The following is an 18,965-nucleotide window of genomic DNA, read 5'->3' on the forward strand; positions in this document are numbered from 1 at the left end:
CCAAAAAATAAATTACCCAATTTTGTGGGATGGGCATCCTGCCTGTCCTTGGTAATTAGCGGGCAAGATGCCCGCAACACAAGAAACTTTTGGGGATTTTTTTAATTGGAAGTCCCTTAGTGCTGAGAGGAAAGCGACTCATGAGGTTTTAACCGCTTTTTAAATCCTGGCGATCGCTTTAAGTAGGTTGGCGTTGAAAATTGTCGTTATGGCAAGGCAAAAGGCAAGAGGCAAGAGGCAAGAGTGAAGAGGGTTTGGGAGATTTTACGTTTCTTTACACAGTTTGGTTTTATTGTGTTCACCTACTTATTTCGTTTCATATCTTTCTAGGGAGCAAGTTATGTAGTGAAAGCCATGCACCATCCTTTATTGCTGATTTTCGTTAAAATCACGATTTTTTCTCTAATGTTAGCCATAGGCAGCAATCTCTGTTTTGAAGAAATGCTCTCCCTGTGGCGAAAACCGGCTTTACTACTCCGCGCGCTTTTAGCCGTTGTCGTGCTAGTTCCTTTAGTGGTTATTGTCCTGCTAAAACTGTTTAACTTACCCCCCGAAGTAATCACAGGATTAGCCTTGTTAGCGGCTTCTCCAGGTGCGCCTCTGACCACAAAAAGAGCGCAAAAGGCTGGAGGCAGATTCTGTTACGCAGCCAGTCTTCAATTAACCCTCGCCATACTTGCAGTCTGCGTTACTCCCGTCACCTTGGGCATTTTTTTCAGCCTATTTCAGCATCTTGTAGAAAAAGTGACAATTTTAGAAGTCGCTAGACAGGTGATCATGGTACAGTTGTTGCCTGTCAGTATCGGTCTGTTGCTGCAAAGATTTACTCCTAAATTTGCCGAAAATATCGCCCAACCTTTAAATTTTATTGCTGATATTCTTTTATTACTGCTGGTTGTTTTGGCTGGTATTTTAGGGATTCCCCTATTTTTTAAAGTTTGGGGATTACCAATGGTTGTGATTACCATCATGATAATTGTTTCCCTAGCAATAGGACACAGTTTAGGAGATTATAATGATGATACACAACCAATTTTAGCAATTTCCTGTATTGCTCGTAATGTCGGATTAGCCTTGTTTATCGCTATTTTGAATGACGTACAACAACAAGTAATTCCCACAATCATAGCTTATGTAATTGTAGGAGCAGTTCTAGGTGGTTTTTACTCAATTTGGAATAAACGCAAATTAGAGAAACAACCTGACATGAAAATAAGACCCCACCCCTAACCCCTCCCCGCAAGCGAGGAGGGGAATAAGAAGTTTTTTTCATGTGTCCTGGTGTATGAAGTTCATGATGGCTACTTAGAGGGTGTTTTAAAAGTTATGGTTGATGTATCAAATATTTTTTACCCCACCCTAACCCTCCCCTTAGTAAGGGGAGGGAACTGGATTTTTATTGTTACCCCCCTTTATAAGGGGAAAGGGGGTAACAATGTGATGAAAATTACGGGATACGACTTTTCAAACATCCTCTTAATAAATGCAATTTTTCAACCCACCTTCCGCACCCCCTGGTGTTACAATCGGTAATTATGGCTAACGCCACGCTCCGCTATCGGATTTTTGAATACCTTAGAGGACAGTTTTTATGCAGAATTTGGGAAATTTCAGATAGCGATAGCGAAGCGCTGCTGCAAGCAGTTCGCCAATCCCAAATCCCCAAACGACCAATTTTCGTTATATGACAGTTTAGGGTGCGGAATGTGGGTTCTAAGTGAGAAAAAAGCTAAATTATGGTATTATTTGAACAGCTAGAGAGCGGGTTAGCATTTTTCGTGACTTTGCTCAAATTCTTACTAGAATTAATTTCTGTCTTTTGTATTTTATTGGGTGTATTAAAAACCGGAAAAATAGCGATTACTCGAAACCATAATTATGGTCAAAACCGATTTCTGCAAATCCGGCTCAACTTTGGAATTTGGCTAGTGCTGGCATTAGAGTTTCAATTAGGAGCAGATATTCTTTCTACAACCTACCATTCAACCTTTGAGTCTCTAGGAAAACTAGGAATAGTTGCCTTAATTAGAACTTTCCTTAATTATTTTCTGAGTCAAGAACTCAATAAACAACAATAAAAGTAATTATTCAGAAGTAATTTACAGGCACATCTTACCACAATGAGTCAGCCACCCATAAACCCAGAAACACCTGAACAGTTGTCTACCAATGATTTAGCAGCAGATAGAACAGAACTAGCTAAATACCGCAGTCGGGCAGCCGCAGATCGCACATTAATGGCGTGGATACGCACCTGTCTTTCCTTAATTGGTTTTGGTTTTGGTATTCCCACTATCGTTAGGGCGATCGAAAATACTCACATTAGTCATCATCTTAACCCAGTCAGATTTTCAGTGATTGTGGGACTGTCTTTTATTGTGACAGGAATGTTGGGAATGGTTTTAGGCTTGAGAGAACACCGTCAGTTACTTAAACAAATTCAAAATAATCGCTATACCTACGAAACCTCTCACAGTGTGGAAATTATCGGAGTGGCTTTACTGGTAATTGGCTTAGTTAGTTTTATTGGTGTACTAATTCGGGCAATAAATTTATAAAGATTTAGGGTGCAATTAGCTGTAAGTTAGGAAAATAGGTTCTCGCTTTGCATCTCTAGTTAGTAAGGGAATTTGTCGGATGACTGCATGAGCGCCAATATAAAGATCTGGTAGAGGGGAACGGCGATCGCCTTTACTCTGACGATATTGCTGAAATGCTTTACCTGCAAGAAAAGCAGCTTCCCAAGGTAAGGGTTCGCGCTGAAAGAAGTTTGGGGGGATGACGCTATCAAGTTCGTCTAGTTGGACAAAACCAATAGAGACTTCTGCATAGATGATGGGGTTGATGAGGAGATTTCCTCTACTTTCACATTCTATGAGGTGCAGGGATGACCATTCAAACCAATTTGGGTCTTCGGTAATAATATCGAGAATAATATTGCTATCAACTAAAATATCAGTCACAAGTGGAGCGAGTGATTTCCATAATTTCGTCAGTGGTTAGATGGGTGGTGGCTTTTCCTCGCATAAGATTGATTAAAGTCTCCTCTCTGGTGGGACTATTTTTTTTCTGAAGTTGTAATTTATTCCCCATAATTTTTAACTCAACCTCAGTACCCGGTAAAAATCCTAGCTCTTCTTGAATATCCAGTGGGATTGTAATGCTTCCATCTTTGGTTATTTGCATTTTTATTGCTCCTGATTTAATCCTGTAATTCCTTGTTCTGATTAAACTAAACTAATCTTTTTGGGAGTATAAGACACAAATTGTCTCTTGCTTTTCTTTTCTTGTGCTTTTAAATCTTGATAAATTGCCTTTAAATCGTAGTTAAATTGTTGAGAATGTGCTTCCATCGTTTGACGAATTTCTTCCACAATTGGATCTTCCCACATAAATTTTACCTCTCTATAAGTTATTCAGGATTACAAATGATTACAGGTTCATAGCCTCTAGAAAGTTATGTGGGACTCTATTCTAAATGGTCATCCTTGGGTTAAAAAATTAGAAACCGACATTTAGATTATCTGTATCCTTAGTAAGTAAGTTTAATACTTCTTCTAAAGACAAGCCTAGAAGTGATGACAGACTTCTCATAGTTGAAGAACGGATTGGTGGGTCTTTTTCTGCAATCAAAGTTAAAATTTCTTCTGCTGAAATACCAGCGCATAGAAAATAATCTCTTCCTTTTTCTATCAAAGTATTCCAGATAAGTGATCGCAAACTATTTGCACTCTCTTTATCATCTGTTATTTTACCTTTATGGCTCATATAAAGGTCTTCTTCGGATATATTGTTCTGCGGTAGTGAAAAATCTAAACTGGGCTTCACGGGTTCAACAATTTTAGTAGTGTGTCGCAGATTATGATATTCCGCCACTACGTTCTCACCTAATGCTTTTAACTCAGCAAAACTATGTTCCTGAGTAAAGCAGCAAATAAATTGCAAATTATAATCCTGAACGGTAGCAGCGGCTTTAGATTTAATCCAAGGATTGCCAGTATGGACTAGATGATTCACAGCTTCGCGTGTTATAGGCATTTCAGGATCTCGAACGTCGTCACAGCCATATAAGTCACGTAACATCTTCATGAACAGATCATAAGATAGTCCATGAGAGTCAGGGTATAAGTTACGTTCAGCAATTATTTTAGTCCATTTTTCCCTAGCTTCTGCATAGGCATGATTGGACAGCTTGCTTTGTCTTAGTCTGTGAGGTTGTCCAGGTTTATTAGGTGTTGGACTGGGATGTACCAATACTTCTTTTGAAACAGGAATATATGGTTTTTTTATTATTTTGACTAATAACTCACCAAATTCTGTTTCTTTTGGTTGGTCTGTGGTCATTGTATTTTACTCCAATTAGGTGATTTGTTTCAATGGGTGATTGTCTTACTTGATGCGTTGGTCTGTAGTCAAACCTTCCCTCCCTCGGAGGTGGTCTATCAGTTGTAAAAAACAGGATTTCCCAAAATCTCTAAGTTCATCAGAATTAAAGCTACCTTGAGATCCATTGGTTGCCATAACCACACATGAACCAAACATTTTAGGCTGTTTTAACCCCTCCTCTAGAGGATAACATATGTTATTAAAATTTTCAAAGAAATAAGAAAAAAATATTTTACTAGACAAAATGGCTAGGCTAATACAGTCTGCATCTCCAGTACCATCAGTGTCTGACGAAAAAAAAGAATCAGTGATTTTAGTGATTCCTGAGTTAAAAAAAGTGGGATTATGTTTTAGCTGATCATCCTTGGATAATTAGAGAGGAATCTGAATCAAAAACCGACATTTCAGCTATCCGTATCCTCATATAGCAGTTTTATGAACTCTAAGGAATATTCTTTATCGGAGAGTTTGCTTTTCTGTAATCTATAGCCAAATGCTGGTTTTTCGTGTATAAGCAGGTCTTTTGATTCAGGGATACAAGGATTCTTAATTATCTTGATTAAAATATCCCCAAACTCAGTATTAGTCCTAGGCTGGTCTTCTGAAAGCATTTTGTATAGTTGGGCTATCTTAGGTTATGTAATTTCATTTTACACATGAGCTGTTCGTTTGTCAACTATTTTGAGTAAAACAAATTCTAGCTGAGTTAATTGAGTGATGTTTTTCATAACTAAATAGCCCTTTTTGCCAAAAACCCTCTCTATTTCTTCTCTCTCTGTGTTCTCTGTGCCTCTGTGGTTCGTTTGTTCATTTATTGAGATGGGATAATTTATTTACTGGAAGTCCCTTAATTAGTTTTCTCAGTATGGTAATTCAGTCCATGAATTTATAAATTACCCCCTCCTAAAGAGGATATAGAACTTCAGGGTTTTTGTTAAAAATTAAATATTCTCAAGAGTTTAGATTTATGTCTCTGCGTGAATACAAACCTGGAACTACCTTCCCTGGAGTCATCGGTAGGACAGTTGATAAATCCAGTCCAGCTTGGCCAGAACCATTGCGAGCAAAAGAAAATACACCAAACGTCCTATTTATCGTTTTTGATGATACAGGATTTGGACAATTTGGCAGTTACGGAAGTCCCATCAAAACACCCAACCTAGACACATTAGCCGCGAATGGATTGCGCTACAATAATCTCCACACAACGGCACTGTGTTCTCCCACCCGTTCTTGTTTGCTGACTGGGCGCAATCACCATTCTAACGCCATGTCCTGTATTACAGAAGGGTCTACGGGTTATCCCGGAGGAAATGGGAATATTCCCTTTGAAAATGGGTTTCTCTCAGAGATATTACTCCAGAAGGGTTATAACACCTATGCCTTGGGAAAATGGCATTTAACCCCCTCAGACCAACTTTCAGCCGCAGGACCCTATGATCGCTGGCCTCTGGGTCGTGGTTTTGAGCGTTTTTATGGCTTTTTAGGCGGAGAAACCCACCAATATTATCCAGATTTGGTTTATGATAACCACACCGTCAAGCCAGAAAAGACCCCCGCAGAAGGCTATCATTTCACGGAAGATTTAGCAGACAAAGCCATTAGCTTTATCGCTGATGCCAAGCAGGTTGCCCCAAATAAGCCGTTTTTCATGTATTTCTGTCCGGGAGCAATGCACGCCCCTCATCATGTCCCCAAAGAATGGGCTGATGCCTACGCTGGACAGTTTGATGATGGTTGGGAAGCCTACAGAGAAAAGGTTTTTGCCCGTCAGCAGGAAATGGGGATTGTTCCCGCAGATGCCGAACTTTCTCGCCATGATCCCGATGTTCCTCACTGGGATACTCTCCCAGCCGCCGAAAAACGGCTTTATGCCCGGATGATGGAAGTATATGCTGGTTTTTTAACCCATACTGACTACCATATCGGTCGTTTACTGGATTTCCTCAAATCTATCGGTGAGTTCGAGAATACTGTAATTATGGTGATCTCGGACAATGGCGCAAGTTCGGAAGGGGGTCCGACTGGTTCAGTAAATGAGAACCTGTTTTTTAACAATGTGCCAGAATCCCTAGAGGAAAATCTCAAAGCATTAGATAAATTAGGTAGTGCCGAAACCTTTAACCATTATGCTTGGGGCTGGACTTGGGCAGGGAATACACCTTTTCGGCGGTGGAAACGGGAAACCTATCGAGGGGGAATTAGTGACCCTTTAATTGTGCATTGGAGTCAGGGTATTGAGGCTAAAGGGGAAATTCGGACTCAGTACGCTCATGCTATTGACCTTGTGCCAACAGTGCTGGAATTACTGGAAATTGAACCACCCACAACGATTAAGGGTGTGACTCAATCTCCCATTGAAGGTGTCAGTTTTGCCCATACTTTTAATCATAGTAACGCCCCTACTAAGCATATTACCCAGTATTTCGAGATGATGGGACATCGTTCTCTTTACTATGATGGTTGGCGGGCGGTTTGTCCTTGGCCGGGTCCTTCATTTACAGAAGCGGGGCGGTTTTTTGGTGAGGCGATTTCGGCGGAAACTCTAACGGATTTGGATACTCATCATTGGGAACTGTATCACGTCGCTTCAGATTTTGCGGAAAATCACAATATTGCGGCTGCTAATCGCCCTAAGTTGATTGAGATGATTGCTACTTGGTATGTAGAGGCTGGTAAGTATAATGTATTGCCTGTGGATGGACGTGGCACGCAACGACTGGCGGAAGAACGCCCGCAAATTACGGTCAATCGTAGCCGCTATGTTTATTATCCTGATACTCAAGCGATTCCCGCCGGTAGTGCGGTAAGGGTGTTAAATCGTCCCCACAGTATTACGGCTGATGTGGAGATTCCCCCAGGTGGCGCAGAAGGAATATTACTGGCTCATGGGGGAAATGATAGTGGCTATTCTTTCTATGTCCAAAATGGCAAACTGCACTGGGTTCATAATTATGTAGGGCGATCGCTCTATCATGTAGAATCTGGGTCATCTGTGCCAGCAGGTCGTCATCGGTTGCGCTTTGAGTTTAAAGTCACGGGTCAACCAGATTTAGCCAAGGGAAAAGGAACGCCAGGACGCGGACAATTGTATATTGATGAGAGATTGGTGGGGCAGATTGATGTACCTGTAACTACTCCTTTAGCACTAGGTCTAACCAGTGGTATCACCTGTGGAATTGCCCCTGGTGCGCCTGTTACGCCGGATTATGAACCGCCTTTTAAGTTTACGGGTAAGATTTATAGTGTGATGGTGGATGTCAGTGGCGATTTGATTCAAGATCGGGAAGCTGAAATGCGGACTATTATGGCACGACAGTAAGGATAAATACTTTTTAGGGTGAGTGATCTCACTTATCATTAAATGTAGGGGCGCAGGGTCTGCGCCCTAGATTGTATTGCATCCTAGCGATAACCGCTAAGTAATTTGGACAAAAATATTTACAGTCATTGCGAGGGAAGGGAAGCAATCACAACCCTGGCGATTGCTTCATTTCACTTCGTTCCCTATGGCTAACGCCACGCTGCGCTAATGCAATAGCATTATGTAACTAATTCTGTCTCACTACTTATAAGTAGGTGAACACAATAAAACCAAACTGTGTAAAGAAACGTAAAATCGCTGAAAACTTCTTTACTCTTGCCTCGCTATAACGACAATTTTCAACGCCAACCTACTTAATTGTCGCAACCTGCCCAATTAAGCTGCTATATCCTGTGAATACAAATACTGCTGAAATCCTATAAATACTTCACTGATATTAGCAACGCTACCTAATTCTTTAATCCCACATTCCGCACCCCAACTGTCACAGGAGTGGAATTACATAGGCAAGAAATAAAATTGAGAATAAAAAATAACATATTATCGAGAAAATACATTGGCAAAAAAGAAAAACACCAAAAATAGCATCAAAACCCATTGTCAATAAGGAGCAACAAGAATGAACACCACCCAGAGGGAGAAAAAGATAAATAAATGAAGATATTCAAGATACAGATTATAAGTTAGACTAATAAATTGAAGTAAAAAACGAAATTATAGACATAGTAAAATAGAGCAATAAATCAAACAGATTAGCTCCTAAATCTGATATTAATTAAATTAATGGAGAGAAGAATTAAGTGGCTAATTGATAGTAATGAAAACAATCATCTGGTAAAAGATTCAGAATAAAATCCCTATCTTGAGTCCAATTAGAGACGTGTTGTTCGTTGTTATATTCAACTAAATGAATACACTGAAAGCATTGAAAAATCCAGCGTAAAGTAGGACGGTCAGTTGCTTTACCTAATTGATTTTTAATTGTTGATTTAGAATCTTTCAGAGCATTTCTAATTTGACGTTGAGCCAAAGTATAAACCAGTAGACATAAACCCATAATCATTCCCAGAGACTCTATTCTCTCAGGACTTTTGAGAAAAATACTGTCTGCAAAAAATAATGGGTCTTTAAGAAAACCGAACCCCCGCTCACAAGACTGTTGAGCTTTATATTCACTCAGCATGGAATCATTGCTAAGTTCATTTGAATCTAAAACATTCGTAGCAATAATAAAACGTCCTGCACTCAGCAATTCTGTATTAATTTTACTTTCATTTTCGGAAACTGTAGCTGATATTTGGTAAGATATTTCTTCTGAAGAATCTTTTGTCTTAAATTTGATTTGAGTAACCAAAATTTCGTTAATTTGATGATATTTGAATTGTTTTGATAATTTTGATAATGCCTTGATAGCATCAGCCTCACAAGCAAATCTCTCTTGTGATAACTTTTTCAAATCTTTCACAGCTTTTGATTCTGCTTTGGTAATTTTTTGTCTGAGCTTACGCAGGTCTGATTCTCTTCTTTCTTGACTTTGCACTACTAACCATCTTTGTTCTATCCCTGCATAATTTTCGGTTTTTGATGCTAATTTATATCCTGGTATTGTACTATCAATAAATTCTGATTCTGGTAATGTTGATATTAATGATTTTGCTGCTTTTATGCTTAATGGTACTCGACATAACCAACGTAATTCTGACATCATTTTCAGGTTTGATTCTGTATATAAAGCAGCGTCAGCAACGATGAGACTATTAACTTCTAATTGTTTTTGATATTCTACTGCTATTTGACCAAAGCATGATGAATCTGTTTGGTTTCCTGATGCTAGTTTTAAAAATATTGGTATGTCTCCATCTCCTGAACATATCATTTCTATGATGAATTGTTTTAAATCTGGTCTATGGTCACGGGAATAACCGTAGGTGATGGTTATCTCTTTTGGTGATTTTACTGCTAATTCTTCTAATTCTTGGTTATTTCCTACTTTTTGATTCTCAAATATTACTTCTGGTAAACTTGTATTATATTGCCCATGCACGTGTATTGATGATGAGTCTAAATGTGACGTTGACAGTGATACTCCAAATTTTTGTGCTGCTTTTAAGGCTATGATAAAAAATAGTGTATCCAATCCTTTGATAAATAGTTTATCCATAACTCTCCCCAATTTATCGTCGTTAAGATATTCTGGTTTTACTCTTCTATTAGATGCTCACAGGCGATTGTTTCAAAATATTGGGGAAACATATATAAGGGTTTCGATACAAATCCTAACCCGTTTATTATCATGGCTTTTACTACTTGACCTGCACTTACTTTCTCGTCTTTTTCAACTCCTATTAATTCATTTATTATTTCTACTATTCCGATTGAATCTATCATCCCTGCTACTATCCCTAGATGATCTATGTTTTGAATTTCTATTTCTTGGGGTTTTAATTTCACAACAGATTCCTCTACTTGTTCTATTGTGATTCTCTCATTTCTTGCTTTTGTGAACAATTAATTTTTTAATCATATCGAATTTTCTCTTTCTTTCAGTCCCGTTACGAAGTTCCACTTTCTCACTCCATGCCCAGCTTAATGCTACTTACTGTCATTAAGCCTCTTACCCTTGGAATGATTTTTAGTTATTATGTACTACTCGCTAGGCTTTTTTGATATGTGACAGTTCAGGGTGCGGAATGTGGGTTAAAAGCCAAGGAATCTTACCACCTTCATAATATTCTTTTTTTGATTTGAGAGGTGTTCCACCTGCACCAGTTTTACAAACTTCACCAATGGTTTTCACTTCCCATCCTACTGGCAACTGTCCACTATCAACTATCAACTGCATACATTCCCCTGTTAAATGTTAAATTTCCGCCGCATCATTAGGAAGAAGATCAAAAGATTCTTCGGGAATAGTGGCAATAATATCATCAGCAATTTCCCACAGGGGTTTATCTGATTGTTTCGCCTCGTTTGGAGATGGAAAATGAGATCCGTTCTTTTTTGAGAGAATAAATTCTAAACAGGATTGAAGCAAGGTTTCTGGTGCATATTCAATTTCCTGGAGTAGTCGTTCTTTGAGAGTCATAATATTAGTTATATAGAAAACTTTGACAAAGATTACAGGATTTAATCTAATTCTATCTCCTGCCTATCCCACAGTCAATTTTTTTGCCTACCTAATTTCTCCAATCAATAATTGGAGATTTGGATGATCCACATATTCACAGTAAAACTGGCGCATTAACCAGAGATTATTTGCCGAAAACCCATTTCGTCCTGGAAACTCACTTTGTAAATCTCGCGCTAGAGTTTCCACCACAGACTTACCCCAGCCCAGGGTTTCCTGCTTGTGATGAATTAACTCGCCAATTTCCCAATATAGCCGCACTAATTCCCGATTTACACTGCGTAAAGCTGCCAATTGGCGATCGCAGATTCGCTGTTTAATCTCATAGCAGAAATTAGCATAATCCTGAGAACTTATTTCACTCACAACATCCCCCCAATAAGCTCTAAAATCTCCGCACTTTCCAGATCCAAAGCCGTAATTTCACCTAAAATATCCTGCGGTTCTCTTAACCTCACTTCCTCCCCCTTATTGGGATTCTTCACCGATAAATCAAACGACTCCTGATCAATATCCGCAACATCCACCAACCAAGACTTTTCCGACTCCGCAAAAGTAGCTTGTAACTCCACAAACTCCTGTAAATCATCATCATTCAGGGAATTAGTTTTCCCCATATTCCGCCCCGGATCTAATTGATAATACCAAATTTTCCGAGTCGCCATTTGTTCATTTACAGACTTCCCCTGATTAAAAATCGGTGTTGTCTGAATAGCGTCTACAGGTTCTCCCTTTTCAAAAAATAAAACAACAGTTTTCACCCCCGCCCCGATAAAAGTACCACCGGGACAATCTAAAATAGAATGTAAATTACAACTACTCAAAAGCTCTTGACGCAAAGCCTGCGAAGCATTATCAGAATTAGAAAGAAAAGTATTTTTAATAACTACCGCCGCCCTACCGCCAACCTTGAGAATTTTGATAAAATGCTGCAAAAACAGAAAAGCCGTTTCCCCCGTTTTAATCGAAAAATTCTGCTGTACTTCCTTGCGTTCCTTCCCTCCAAATGGCGGATTTGCTAAAATCACATCAAAACGATCTTTATCCTGAATACTACTCAGATTTTCCGTCAAAGTATTAGTATGAATAATATTCGGCGCATCAATGCCATGTAAAATCATATTCATGATGGCAATGACATAAGCTAAACTCTTCTTTTCCTTACCCGTAAAAGTATTTTTCTGGAGAATTTCCAGTTGTTTAGTAGTTAATTTTCCTTGACGTAAATAGTCGTAACTTTCACACAAAAAACCCGCCGAACCACAAGCACCATCATAAATTTTTTCCCCAATTTTCGGCTTTATCACCTGAATTATTGCCCGAATTAAAGGACGTGGTGTATAATATTCCCCACCATTACGCCCCGCATTTCCCATATTCTTGATTTTTGCTTCATAGAGATGGGATAACTCGTGTTTTTCCTGCTGGGATCTAAATCTTAACTCGTCAATATATTCCAGCGCATCTCGCAAACTATAACCACTTTGAAACCTATTTTTAATCTCGCTAAAAATCTCGCCAATCTTATATTCTATCGTATCTGGACTAGTCGCCCGTTCCTTAAAACCCTGTAAATATGGAAATAACTTGCGGTTGACATAATCAATCAAATCATCACCAGTCAGCGCATGATTTTGATCTAATTTACCATCTTGATCTTTTGGTGCAGCCCAAACAGACCAACGATGGGTTTCATCAATGATAAACTGATATGATTCCCCCGTTAACTCCGCTTTTTCTGCCTTTTCCTGCTCCAAATCATCCAAATACTTCAAAAACAGCAGCCAAGAAGTTTGCTCAGTGTAATCTAATTCTGTAGTACAACCTGCCTCTTTCCAGAGAACATCATCAATATTCTTAAAAGTTTGCTCAAACATTTAGCTTTATTCTAGAATTTTTATTATTAATAGCTGGACTTAAATTTTACACCTACAAGGTTAAATAAATTATTGTCAGTAGTGAGACAGAATTAATTACACAATGTCATTGCGTAAGCTTTGCGTGGCGTTAGCCATATGGAACGAAGTGAAATCCAGCAATCGCCAGGGTTGTGATTGCTTCCCTTCCCTCGCAATGACTGTAAATATTTTTGTCCAATTACTTAGAGGATGTTTTAAAAGTGGTATTCCCTAATTTTCATCACATTGCTACCACCCTTTACAAGGGGAAAGGGGGGAAACAATAAAAATCCAGTTCCCTCCCCTTTACAACTACGGTGTACACACAAGTCTTGAAATCATACCTAACGCTTGGTTTTGCCACTCCAAATCCCAATTTTATAGAGAGATGGAGGTTTGAGTTTCGCAAAATATCAGGCATTTTAGGGGCTAAAAATCGGGATGACTGGATTCGAACCAGCGGCCCCTTCGTCCCGAACGAAGTGCGCTACCAAGCTGCGCCACATCCCGGCACAAAAGCGGAAAATACGGTCTTGGGGAGATCCCAAGTAGAGCAATTTTCCAAAAAAATGGCAATATAAATCTATAATACCACAATTAGTAACAAAATAACAAATTTTTTCTCTTCTACAAAGGTCTTTGCTTGCTACCATAAGATTTGTATAACTAAAATGGTAAAAGTAGACTGTGACTGTAAAACCAGACTGGTTGAGAGTGAAAGCACCTCAATGGGAGCGTGTTGGTAACGTTAAAGAGATTTTACGGGATTTAGCCCTGAATACTGTTTGCGAAGAAGCTTCCTGTCCCAATATTGGGGAATGCTTTAACGCGGGTACTGCCACATTTTTGATTATGGGTCCAGCTTGCACCAGGGCTTGTCCTTATTGTGACATTGACTTTGAAAAGAAACCCCAAGCATTAGATCCCACCGAACCCACAAGACTAGCGAAAGCAGTGGAACGGATGCAGCTTAATCACGTCGTGATTACTTCCGTCAACCGAGATGATTTACCAGATGGTGGTGCATCTCAGTTTGTCCACTGTATTAATGCTATTCATGAAATTTCGCCTCATACTACTATTGAAGTATTAATTCCCGATTTATGCGGTAATTGGCAAGCTTTAGAAATAATTCTGCAAGGGAAACCAGAAGTAATTAACCACAATACAGAAACCATTTCTCGCTTGTATCGCCGTGTGCGTCCACAGGGAGATTATGAGCGGACAATGGAATTATTACAACGTTCTCGCCAAATTTCTCCCAGCACTTACACTAAATCTGGTATCATGGTCGGATTGGGTGAAACAGATGCGGAAATTCGCCAAGTTATGGAAGACCTACGAAAAGTGGATTGTGATATTTTGACAATTGGGCAATATCTCCAACCTAGTCAAAAACACTTACAAGTATCTAACTTCGTAACACCAGAACAATTTGCAGCATGGCAAACTTTTGGCGAAGAACTAGGATTTTTACAAGTTGTTTCTTCACCATTGACAAGAAGCTCCTATCATGCAGAGCAAGTCAGAGAATTAATGAAACGTTACCCCAGATAGTCAGTTGTCAGTTGTTATTTTACCCTAATGACCAATTCCAAAATCCAAAATTTAAAATCTGTCGTTATTCTTGGTGGGGGTGCTTGGGGTAAAGCCCTGGCTAAATTAGCAGCAATTAATGGTAATCAGGTGCATTTATGGTCACGTTCTGACTGCCAACCTCTAGAAAAAGTATTAGAGGATAAAAATGCTCAAGTAATCTTGTCGGCTATTTCCATGAAAGGGGTGAGAGATGTGGCTTCTAGGGTGCAGGGTTTGCCCCTATCACCACAGACAATCTTTGTCACCGCAACAAAGGGACTAGAACCACACACTACATACACACCTTCGCAAATTTGGCAAGCAGCTTTTCCTGATCATCCGGTGGTGGTTTTATCAGGTCCGAATTTGTCCCAGGAAATTGCCCAGGAATTACCAGCAGCAACGGTAGTAGCCAGTAAAAATACCAATGCCGCCCAAACAGTCCAAATAGTATTTTCTTCCAGTCGCTTTCGTGTTTATACTAATCCTGACCCTGTGGGCGTAGAATTAGGGGGAACACTGAAAAATGTGATAGCGATCGCCGCAGGTGTATGTGATGGGTTACACTTAGGAACGAATGCCAAAGCTGCCTTAGTCACTCGTGGCTTAACCGAAATGGTACGAATAGGTCAGAGTTTAGGCGCAAAAACGGAAACATTTTATGGCTTATCCGGTCTAGGGGACTTATTAGCAACCTGCAACAGCCCGTTAAGTCGCAATTATCAAGTTGGTTATCAATTAGCAAATGGAAAAACGTTGCAAGGGGTTATGGCAAATCTTCCAGGCACAGCCGAAGGTGTGAACACTTGTCGGGTATTAATGGAAATCGCCCAACAACAAGGCATTGCTATTCCCATTACCGAGCAAGTTTACCAACTGCTGGAAGGAGAAGTTACACCAAGACTTGCATTAGATAAACTGATGTTACGAGACATCAAGCCCGAATTTGATAATTTTCCTACAGAACAAATATGGTAAATAGGGGGAGAAATGCTGATAGTGTAAGGTGTGCAATTGAAATTAAACGATTACCGCAAAATCCCTGGAAGAAATTTATCAAATTGTCAGGAAATTACTTTTTGAGTGATGTAAATATGACTATGTAGTTTATAAACATCATTACAACTAAATGTATGTTAATGAACAGTTAAAAAAATAACCGTCAATATCTTTAAACATGGTAATATTGACTAGGTAACTCCTAATGGAAACTCTGACTGAAGATTTGCAGAGCTATTTATTCAATTACATAACTACTACTAACGAACAACTGATTAAGAATGTATTTTTCTAACCTAGTACACTGTGGTGAAAATAACTATCCAGTTAAAACAGTCCAAAAGCTGATAAATTAAGTTTTCTTCTCTTCGACATCTTTGGACTAGTACAAAGTTTTGCAAAGAATTGTACACTGAAGCCCAAACTATGTTATTTCATGACGAAATTACGGAATAGCAACAGTTGATTAGCTGACCGTAATTTTAGCTGACCGTAATCTATTGTTAACTGGAGCCATTTGAGACATCATGCCAGCAACATCTTTTTATAAAAATGCCGCCCAGGAAGGGCAAAATCCTAGTTCACCCTTGGATATTGAAATCAATAATGATGATTTGCCAGATTTAGATATGGCTGCTGTTGAGTCAGACTTAGCCTTAGCCGCGCAAACTAGCCGACGTAGCACAGACTTGGTACGACTCTATCTGCAAGAAATTGGTCGAGTCCGCTTATTAGGACGAGATGAGGAAGTTGCTGAAGCCCAAAAAGTACAGCGATATTTACGGATGCGGTTATTGCTTGGTGCTGCTGCCACTGAGGGAGACGCTGTAATTGTCCCTTATGCCCGGTTAATGGAGGTACAGGAGCGGTTGACATCAGAACTAGGACACCGCCCTTCTTTGGAACGCTGGGCGACTACTGCGGGGATAAATTTACCTGATCTTAAGCCGACTTTAGCCAATGGGAAAAGACGCTGGGCGGAAATTGCTAATTTAACAGTTGAAGAACTAGAGCAAGTTCAAACTCAAGGACTACAAGCCAAATCGCACATGATTAAGGCGAATTTGCGTTTGGTGGTATCTGTTGCCAAAAAGTACCAAAATCGGGGTTTGGAATTGTTAGATTTGGTGCAAGAAGGGACTTTAGGTTTAGAACGAGCAGTTGAGAAGTTTGATCCTACAAAGGGTTATCGTTTTAGTACCTATGCTTACTGGTGGATTCGTCAGGGTATTACCAGGGCGATCGCTACTTCTAGCCGCACTATTCGCCTACCTGTCCATATTACCGAAAAGCTCAACAAAATTAAAAAGGCGCAACGGAAAATTGCCCAAGAAAAAGGTCGCACTCCAACTTTAGAAGACCTAGCCATTGAGTTGGATATGACAGCTATCCAAGTCCGGGAAGTGCTATTGAGAGTTCCCCGGTCTGTGTCTTTGGAAACGAAGGTAGGGAAGGATAAAGATACTGAATTAGGCGAATTACTGGAGACTGATACGATTACCCCAGAGGAGATGTTAATGCGAGAATCTTTACATAAGGATTTGCATAATCTTCTTGATGATTTAACCAGTCGAGAACGAGATGTTATTTCGATGCGCTTTGGCTTGTCCGATGGTCATGCCTACTCTTTAGCAGAAATCGGTCGCGCCCTTGATTTATCACGGGAAAGGGTCAGACAAATTGAATCCAAGGCTTTACAAAAACTTCGCCAACCTAAACGTCGTAACCTAGTCCGCGACTATCTAGAGTCGTTAAGTTAGAAGGTAATAGGTAATAGGTAATAGGTAATAGGTGATAGGTGACAGGTAATAGGTGACAGGTAATAGGTGATAGGTAAGAGTCAACGGACAACTGACAACGGACAACTGACAACGGACAACTGACAACTGACCACTGACAACTGACCACTAGCAAATATTCTCAATAAGCGGTGATTGTTGCAAATCGAGCCAAATATTTGTTATATTCTCAATTAATGAGCTTTGTTGAGAAAATTTAGTATGACTGTCTACACAACTGGTTCACTTAAAGCAGAGTTAAACGACCGTGGCTGGCGTTTAACTCCACAGCGCGAAACAATTCTACATATTTTTCAGGAACTCCCGCAAGGTGAACATTTAAGTGCAGAAGACCTGTATCATCGTTTAGAAACTGATGGTGAAGGGATTAGTTTATCAACTATTTATCGCACTTTAAAGTTAATGGCGAGAATGGGGATTTTGCGGGAGTTGGAATTGGGTGAAGGGCATAAACATTATGAAATTAATCAGCCTTATCCCCATCACCATCATCACCTCATTTGTGTTCGCTGTAATTCGACTATTGAGTTTAAGAATGACTCAGTTTTAAAGATTGGCGGAAAAACAGCCCAAAAAGAGGGGTTTCATTTATTAGATTGTCAAATGACAATTCATGCCGTTTGTCCTAAGTGTCAAAGAGCGTTGATGCCAATTTAATAACTAAGGCAAGAGGCAAAAGGCAAGAGTAATTACCAATTACTAGTACAGCACGGCGTAAATAAACCAACCATTTCCAAAAGCCAAAAAGCCTATGCAGTCTTAATTTTGACTTTTGACTTTTGACTTCCATTCTGCGGTACTAGCCCAAAATTTGGAGGATGAATCAATTCGTGGGGAATCTGATGATTTGGAGAAAGCGGGAATTAAAAACTTCCGCTTTTAATATCTTTGAGACTGATACCATAAAATTCTTGAGCGCGACTAATTGCTTTTTTGGTATCAGATGCCATCATGCCGTTGATTTGACCTTTATAGAAACCTTTTTCCTGTAGTCGTCTTTGGATTTCTAGAGTGGTGAAATCACTTTTGGCAGAGTTTTTAACTAAACTGTGTAACTTAGAACGGGTAGTTTGTCCAGCCAGTCCATTGATTTCTAGTTTGTGTTGTTTTTGAAAGCGTTTTACGGCATCAACTGTGTTAGAACCATAGTAACCATTGGGCTGATTTTGGAGAAATCCGGCGGTGATTAATTGTGCTTGGAGAATTCTGACGGCTTCACCGCGATCGCCTAAACTAAGTATATCTGGGTGATCTAATTTTTGAGAAGTAGTTGTTTGATTTTCATCGGTAACATCTGGTAATTTGGCTAGTGTGGATTTACCGACAACACCATCAACTGTGAGTTGATAAGCTTTTTGGAATCTTTTTACTGCTTCGTGAGTAATTGGACCAAAAATGCCTGTGGAATTACCATAATAAAAACCAGCGATTTTCAAGCGTTCTTGTAAAACTTTGACATCCGTACCTTCATCACCTTTGCTGAGGAGATTGGGGTCTTTGCGCTTGTTATTCACGGAAATAATATTATTTGGGGTAGTGGGGGTTATTGGGGCTGTACTGATAACTTGATTATTGGCGGTTTTAATTTGAGATATTTCATTTTGTCGGAGACTGTTTACGGTAGCAGCGTTATCATTTTTTTCTAAGGCGAAAACACTACTAACACTATTCAAAATAGATATAGTTAGAGCCAGGGGAATCATGTATTTCCACGCACTACTAGAAAAGAGTTGCCAATTTGGTGCGGCTGTTGTTTTGAATAAAGAACTGAGGGATATTAACTCAGTGGTTTCTTCGTCTTGATTGGCAAAAGCTAAATGTAAATACGCAAGATTTTCCATATCCAGTTCCTA

The 18,965-nt window shown here is 39.5% G+C and carries 17 protein-coding genes, 1 tRNA gene and 1 pseudogene; 8 read left to right on the forward strand and 11 right to left on the reverse strand.

All coding sequences use genetic code 11. The features are described from left to right. The first annotated feature begins 354 nt into the window (after nt 1–354). The 3 genes from NG743_RS05145 (at nt 355) to NG743_RS05155 (ending at nt 2,558) form a co-directional block, all read left to right on the forward strand. Entirely contained in the window at nt 355–1,230 is an 876-nt protein-coding gene (locus NG743_RS05145) for a bile acid:sodium symporter family protein (protein WP_193963514.1), read from the forward strand. Between the two features lie 506 nt (nt 1,231–1,736). Further along, nucleotides 1,737–2,078 (forward strand): DUF1622 domain-containing protein, encoded by a 342-nt coding sequence (locus NG743_RS05150; RefSeq protein ID WP_027404568.1) that lies wholly within the window; start codon nt 1,737–1,739, stop codon nt 2,076–2,078. Nucleotides 2,079–2,120: 42 nt separating this feature from the next. Continuing rightward, entirely contained in the window at nt 2,121–2,558 is a 438-nt protein-coding gene (locus NG743_RS05155; RefSeq protein WP_027404567.1) for a YidH family protein, read from the forward strand. Between the two features lie 15 nt (nt 2,559–2,573). Here the strand turns inward: NG743_RS05155 and NG743_RS05160 are convergent, their stop codons facing one another. From NG743_RS05160 to NG743_RS05175, 4 genes are all read right to left on the reverse strand, one after another. Then, on the reverse strand, nt 2,574–2,963 hold the full coding sequence (locus NG743_RS05160; protein WP_201769174.1) for a type II toxin-antitoxin system VapC family toxin: 390 nt from the start codon (nt 2,961–2,963) through the stop codon (nt 2,574–2,576). After that, nucleotides 2,956–3,186, reverse strand: coding sequence for an AbrB/MazE/SpoVT family DNA-binding domain-containing protein (locus NG743_RS05165; RefSeq protein WP_027404566.1), 231 nt, complete (start codon nt 3,184–3,186; stop codon nt 2,956–2,958). Before NG743_RS05165 ends, NG743_RS05160 begins: the two co-directional genes overlap by 8 nt. Before the next feature lie 41 nt (nt 3,187–3,227). Continuing rightward, nucleotides 3,228–3,392: a hypothetical protein gene (locus tag NG743_RS05170; RefSeq protein WP_173401728.1), complete on the reverse strand. Its 165-nt coding sequence runs from the start codon at nt 3,390–3,392 to the stop codon at nt 3,228–3,230. 109 nt (nt 3,393–3,501) lie between these two features. Further along, entirely contained in the window at nt 3,502–4,344 is an 843-nt protein-coding gene (locus NG743_RS05175) for a hypothetical protein (RefSeq protein WP_027404565.1), read from the reverse strand. Nucleotides 4,345–5,353: 1,009 nt separating this feature from the next. On the opposite strand from NG743_RS05175, the gene NG743_RS05180 reads away from it, so the two are divergent. Then, a complete protein-coding gene (locus NG743_RS05180; RefSeq protein ID WP_257121635.1) occupies nt 5,354–7,708 on the forward strand; it encodes an arylsulfatase in 2,355 nt (784 codons plus the stop codon). A 799-nt stretch (nt 7,709–8,507) separates the two neighbouring features. On the opposite strand, the pseudogene NG743_RS05185 reads toward NG743_RS05180, so the two are convergent. The 6 genes and pseudogenes from NG743_RS05185 to NG743_RS05210 form a co-directional block, all read right to left on the reverse strand. Next, nucleotides 8,508–10,099: pseudogene (locus NG743_RS05185) on the reverse strand (IS1634 family transposase). 265 nt (nt 10,100–10,364) lie between these two features. After that, complete coding sequence (locus NG743_RS05190; RefSeq protein ID WP_257121636.1) at nt 10,365–10,553, reverse strand: restriction endonuclease subunit S; 189 nt, start codon at nt 10,551–10,553, stop codon at nt 10,365–10,367. Between the two features lie 18 nt (nt 10,554–10,571). After that, nucleotides 10,572–10,796 (reverse strand): hypothetical protein, encoded by a 225-nt coding sequence (locus NG743_RS05195; protein ID WP_257121637.1) that lies wholly within the window; start codon nt 10,794–10,796, stop codon nt 10,572–10,574. An 87-nt stretch (nt 10,797–10,883) separates the two neighbouring features. Continuing rightward, nucleotides 10,884–11,204, reverse strand: a complete 321-nt coding sequence (locus NG743_RS05200; protein WP_257121638.1) for a DUF1016 N-terminal domain-containing protein — start codon at nt 11,202–11,204, stop codon at nt 10,884–10,886. Next, complete coding sequence (locus NG743_RS05205; RefSeq protein ID WP_257121639.1) at nt 11,201–12,715, reverse strand: class I SAM-dependent DNA methyltransferase; 1,515 nt, start codon at nt 12,713–12,715, stop codon at nt 11,201–11,203. The genes NG743_RS05200 and NG743_RS05205 overlap by 4 nt, the downstream gene beginning before the upstream one ends. A 457-nt stretch (nt 12,716–13,172) precedes the next feature. Beyond that, nucleotides 13,173–13,246 (reverse strand) — tRNA-Pro (locus NG743_RS05210). Between the two features lie 177 nt (nt 13,247–13,423). On the opposite strand from NG743_RS05210, the gene lipA reads away from it, so the two are divergent. The 4 genes from lipA to NG743_RS05230 all read left to right on the forward strand — a co-directional run bounded on the left by lipA (nt 13,424) and on the right by NG743_RS05230 (nt 17,769). Then, nucleotides 13,424–14,293, forward strand: a complete 870-nt coding sequence (lipA, locus tag NG743_RS05215; protein WP_027404558.1) for a lipoyl synthase — start codon at nt 13,424–13,426, stop codon at nt 14,291–14,293. Between the two features lie 27 nt (nt 14,294–14,320). After that, on the forward strand, nt 14,321–15,292 hold the full coding sequence (locus tag NG743_RS05220; RefSeq protein ID WP_027404557.1) for an NAD(P)H-dependent glycerol-3-phosphate dehydrogenase: 972 nt from the start codon (nt 14,321–14,323) through the stop codon (nt 15,290–15,292). Between the two features lie 548 nt (nt 15,293–15,840). Further along, on the forward strand, nt 15,841–17,073 hold the full coding sequence (gene sigC / locus NG743_RS05225) for an RNA polymerase sigma factor SigC (RefSeq protein WP_027404556.1): 1,233 nt from the start codon (nt 15,841–15,843) through the stop codon (nt 17,071–17,073). Nucleotides 17,074–17,313: 240 nt separating this feature from the next. Continuing rightward, entirely contained in the window at nt 17,314–17,769 is a 456-nt protein-coding gene (locus NG743_RS05230; RefSeq protein ID WP_027404555.1) for a Fur family transcriptional regulator, read from the forward strand. Between the two features lie 206 nt (nt 17,770–17,975). Here NG743_RS05230 and NG743_RS05235 read toward each other — a convergent pair whose 3' ends face one another. Beyond that, the gene (locus NG743_RS05235) at nt 17,976–18,953 is read right to left on the reverse strand and encodes a peptidoglycan-binding domain-containing protein (protein ID WP_027404554.1); all 978 of its coding nucleotides are present in this window, start codon (nt 18,951–18,953) and stop codon (nt 17,976–17,978) included. Nucleotides 18,954–18,965 lie beyond the last annotated feature (12 nt).

The sequence above is a fragment of the Dolichospermum heterosporum TAC447 genome, from assembly GCF_024584745.1.
Classification (GTDB): Bacteria; Cyanobacteriota; Cyanobacteriia; order Cyanobacteriales; family Nostocaceae; genus Dolichospermum; species Dolichospermum heterosporum.

Coding starts and splice junctions, on each gene's coding strand:
- NG743_RS05145 (WP_193963514.1), top strand. CDS start 355: ATGCACCATCCTTTATTGCTGATTTTCGTTAAAATCACGATTTTTTCT.
- NG743_RS05150 (WP_027404568.1), top strand. CDS start 1,737: ATGGTATTATTTGAACAGCTAGAGAGCGGGTTAGCATTTTTCGTGACT.
- NG743_RS05155 (WP_027404567.1), top strand. CDS start 2,121: ATGAGTCAGCCACCCATAAACCCAGAAACACCTGAACAGTTGTCTACC.
- NG743_RS05165 (WP_027404566.1), bottom strand. CDS start 3,186: ATGCAAATAACCAAAGATGGAAGCATTACAATCCCACTGGATATTCAA.
- NG743_RS05170 (WP_173401728.1), bottom strand. CDS start 3,392: ATGTGGGAAGATCCAATTGTGGAAGAAATTCGTCAAACGATGGAAGCA.
- NG743_RS05175 (WP_027404565.1), bottom strand. CDS start 4,344: ATGACCACAGACCAACCAAAAGAAACAGAATTTGGTGAGTTATTAGTC.
- NG743_RS05180 (WP_257121635.1), top strand. CDS start 5,354: ATGTCTCTGCGTGAATACAAACCTGGAACTACCTTCCCTGGAGTCATC.
- NG743_RS05190 (WP_257121636.1), bottom strand. CDS start 10,553: ATGCAGTTGATAGTTGATAGTGGACAGTTGCCAGTAGGATGGGAAGTG.
- NG743_RS05195 (WP_257121637.1), bottom strand. CDS start 10,796: ATGACTCTCAAAGAACGACTACTCCAGGAAATTGAATATGCACCAGAA.
- NG743_RS05205 (WP_257121639.1), bottom strand. CDS start 12,715: ATGTTTGAGCAAACTTTTAAGAATATTGATGATGTTCTCTGGAAAGAG.
- NG743_RS05220 (WP_027404557.1), top strand. CDS start 14,321: ATGACCAATTCCAAAATCCAAAATTTAAAATCTGTCGTTATTCTTGGT.
- sigC (WP_027404556.1), top strand. CDS start 15,841: ATGCCAGCAACATCTTTTTATAAAAATGCCGCCCAGGAAGGGCAAAAT.
- NG743_RS05230 (WP_027404555.1), top strand. CDS start 17,314: ATGACTGTCTACACAACTGGTTCACTTAAAGCAGAGTTAAACGACCGT.
- NG743_RS05235 (WP_027404554.1), bottom strand. CDS start 18,953: ATGGAAAATCTTGCGTATTTACATTTAGCTTTTGCCAATCAAGACGAA.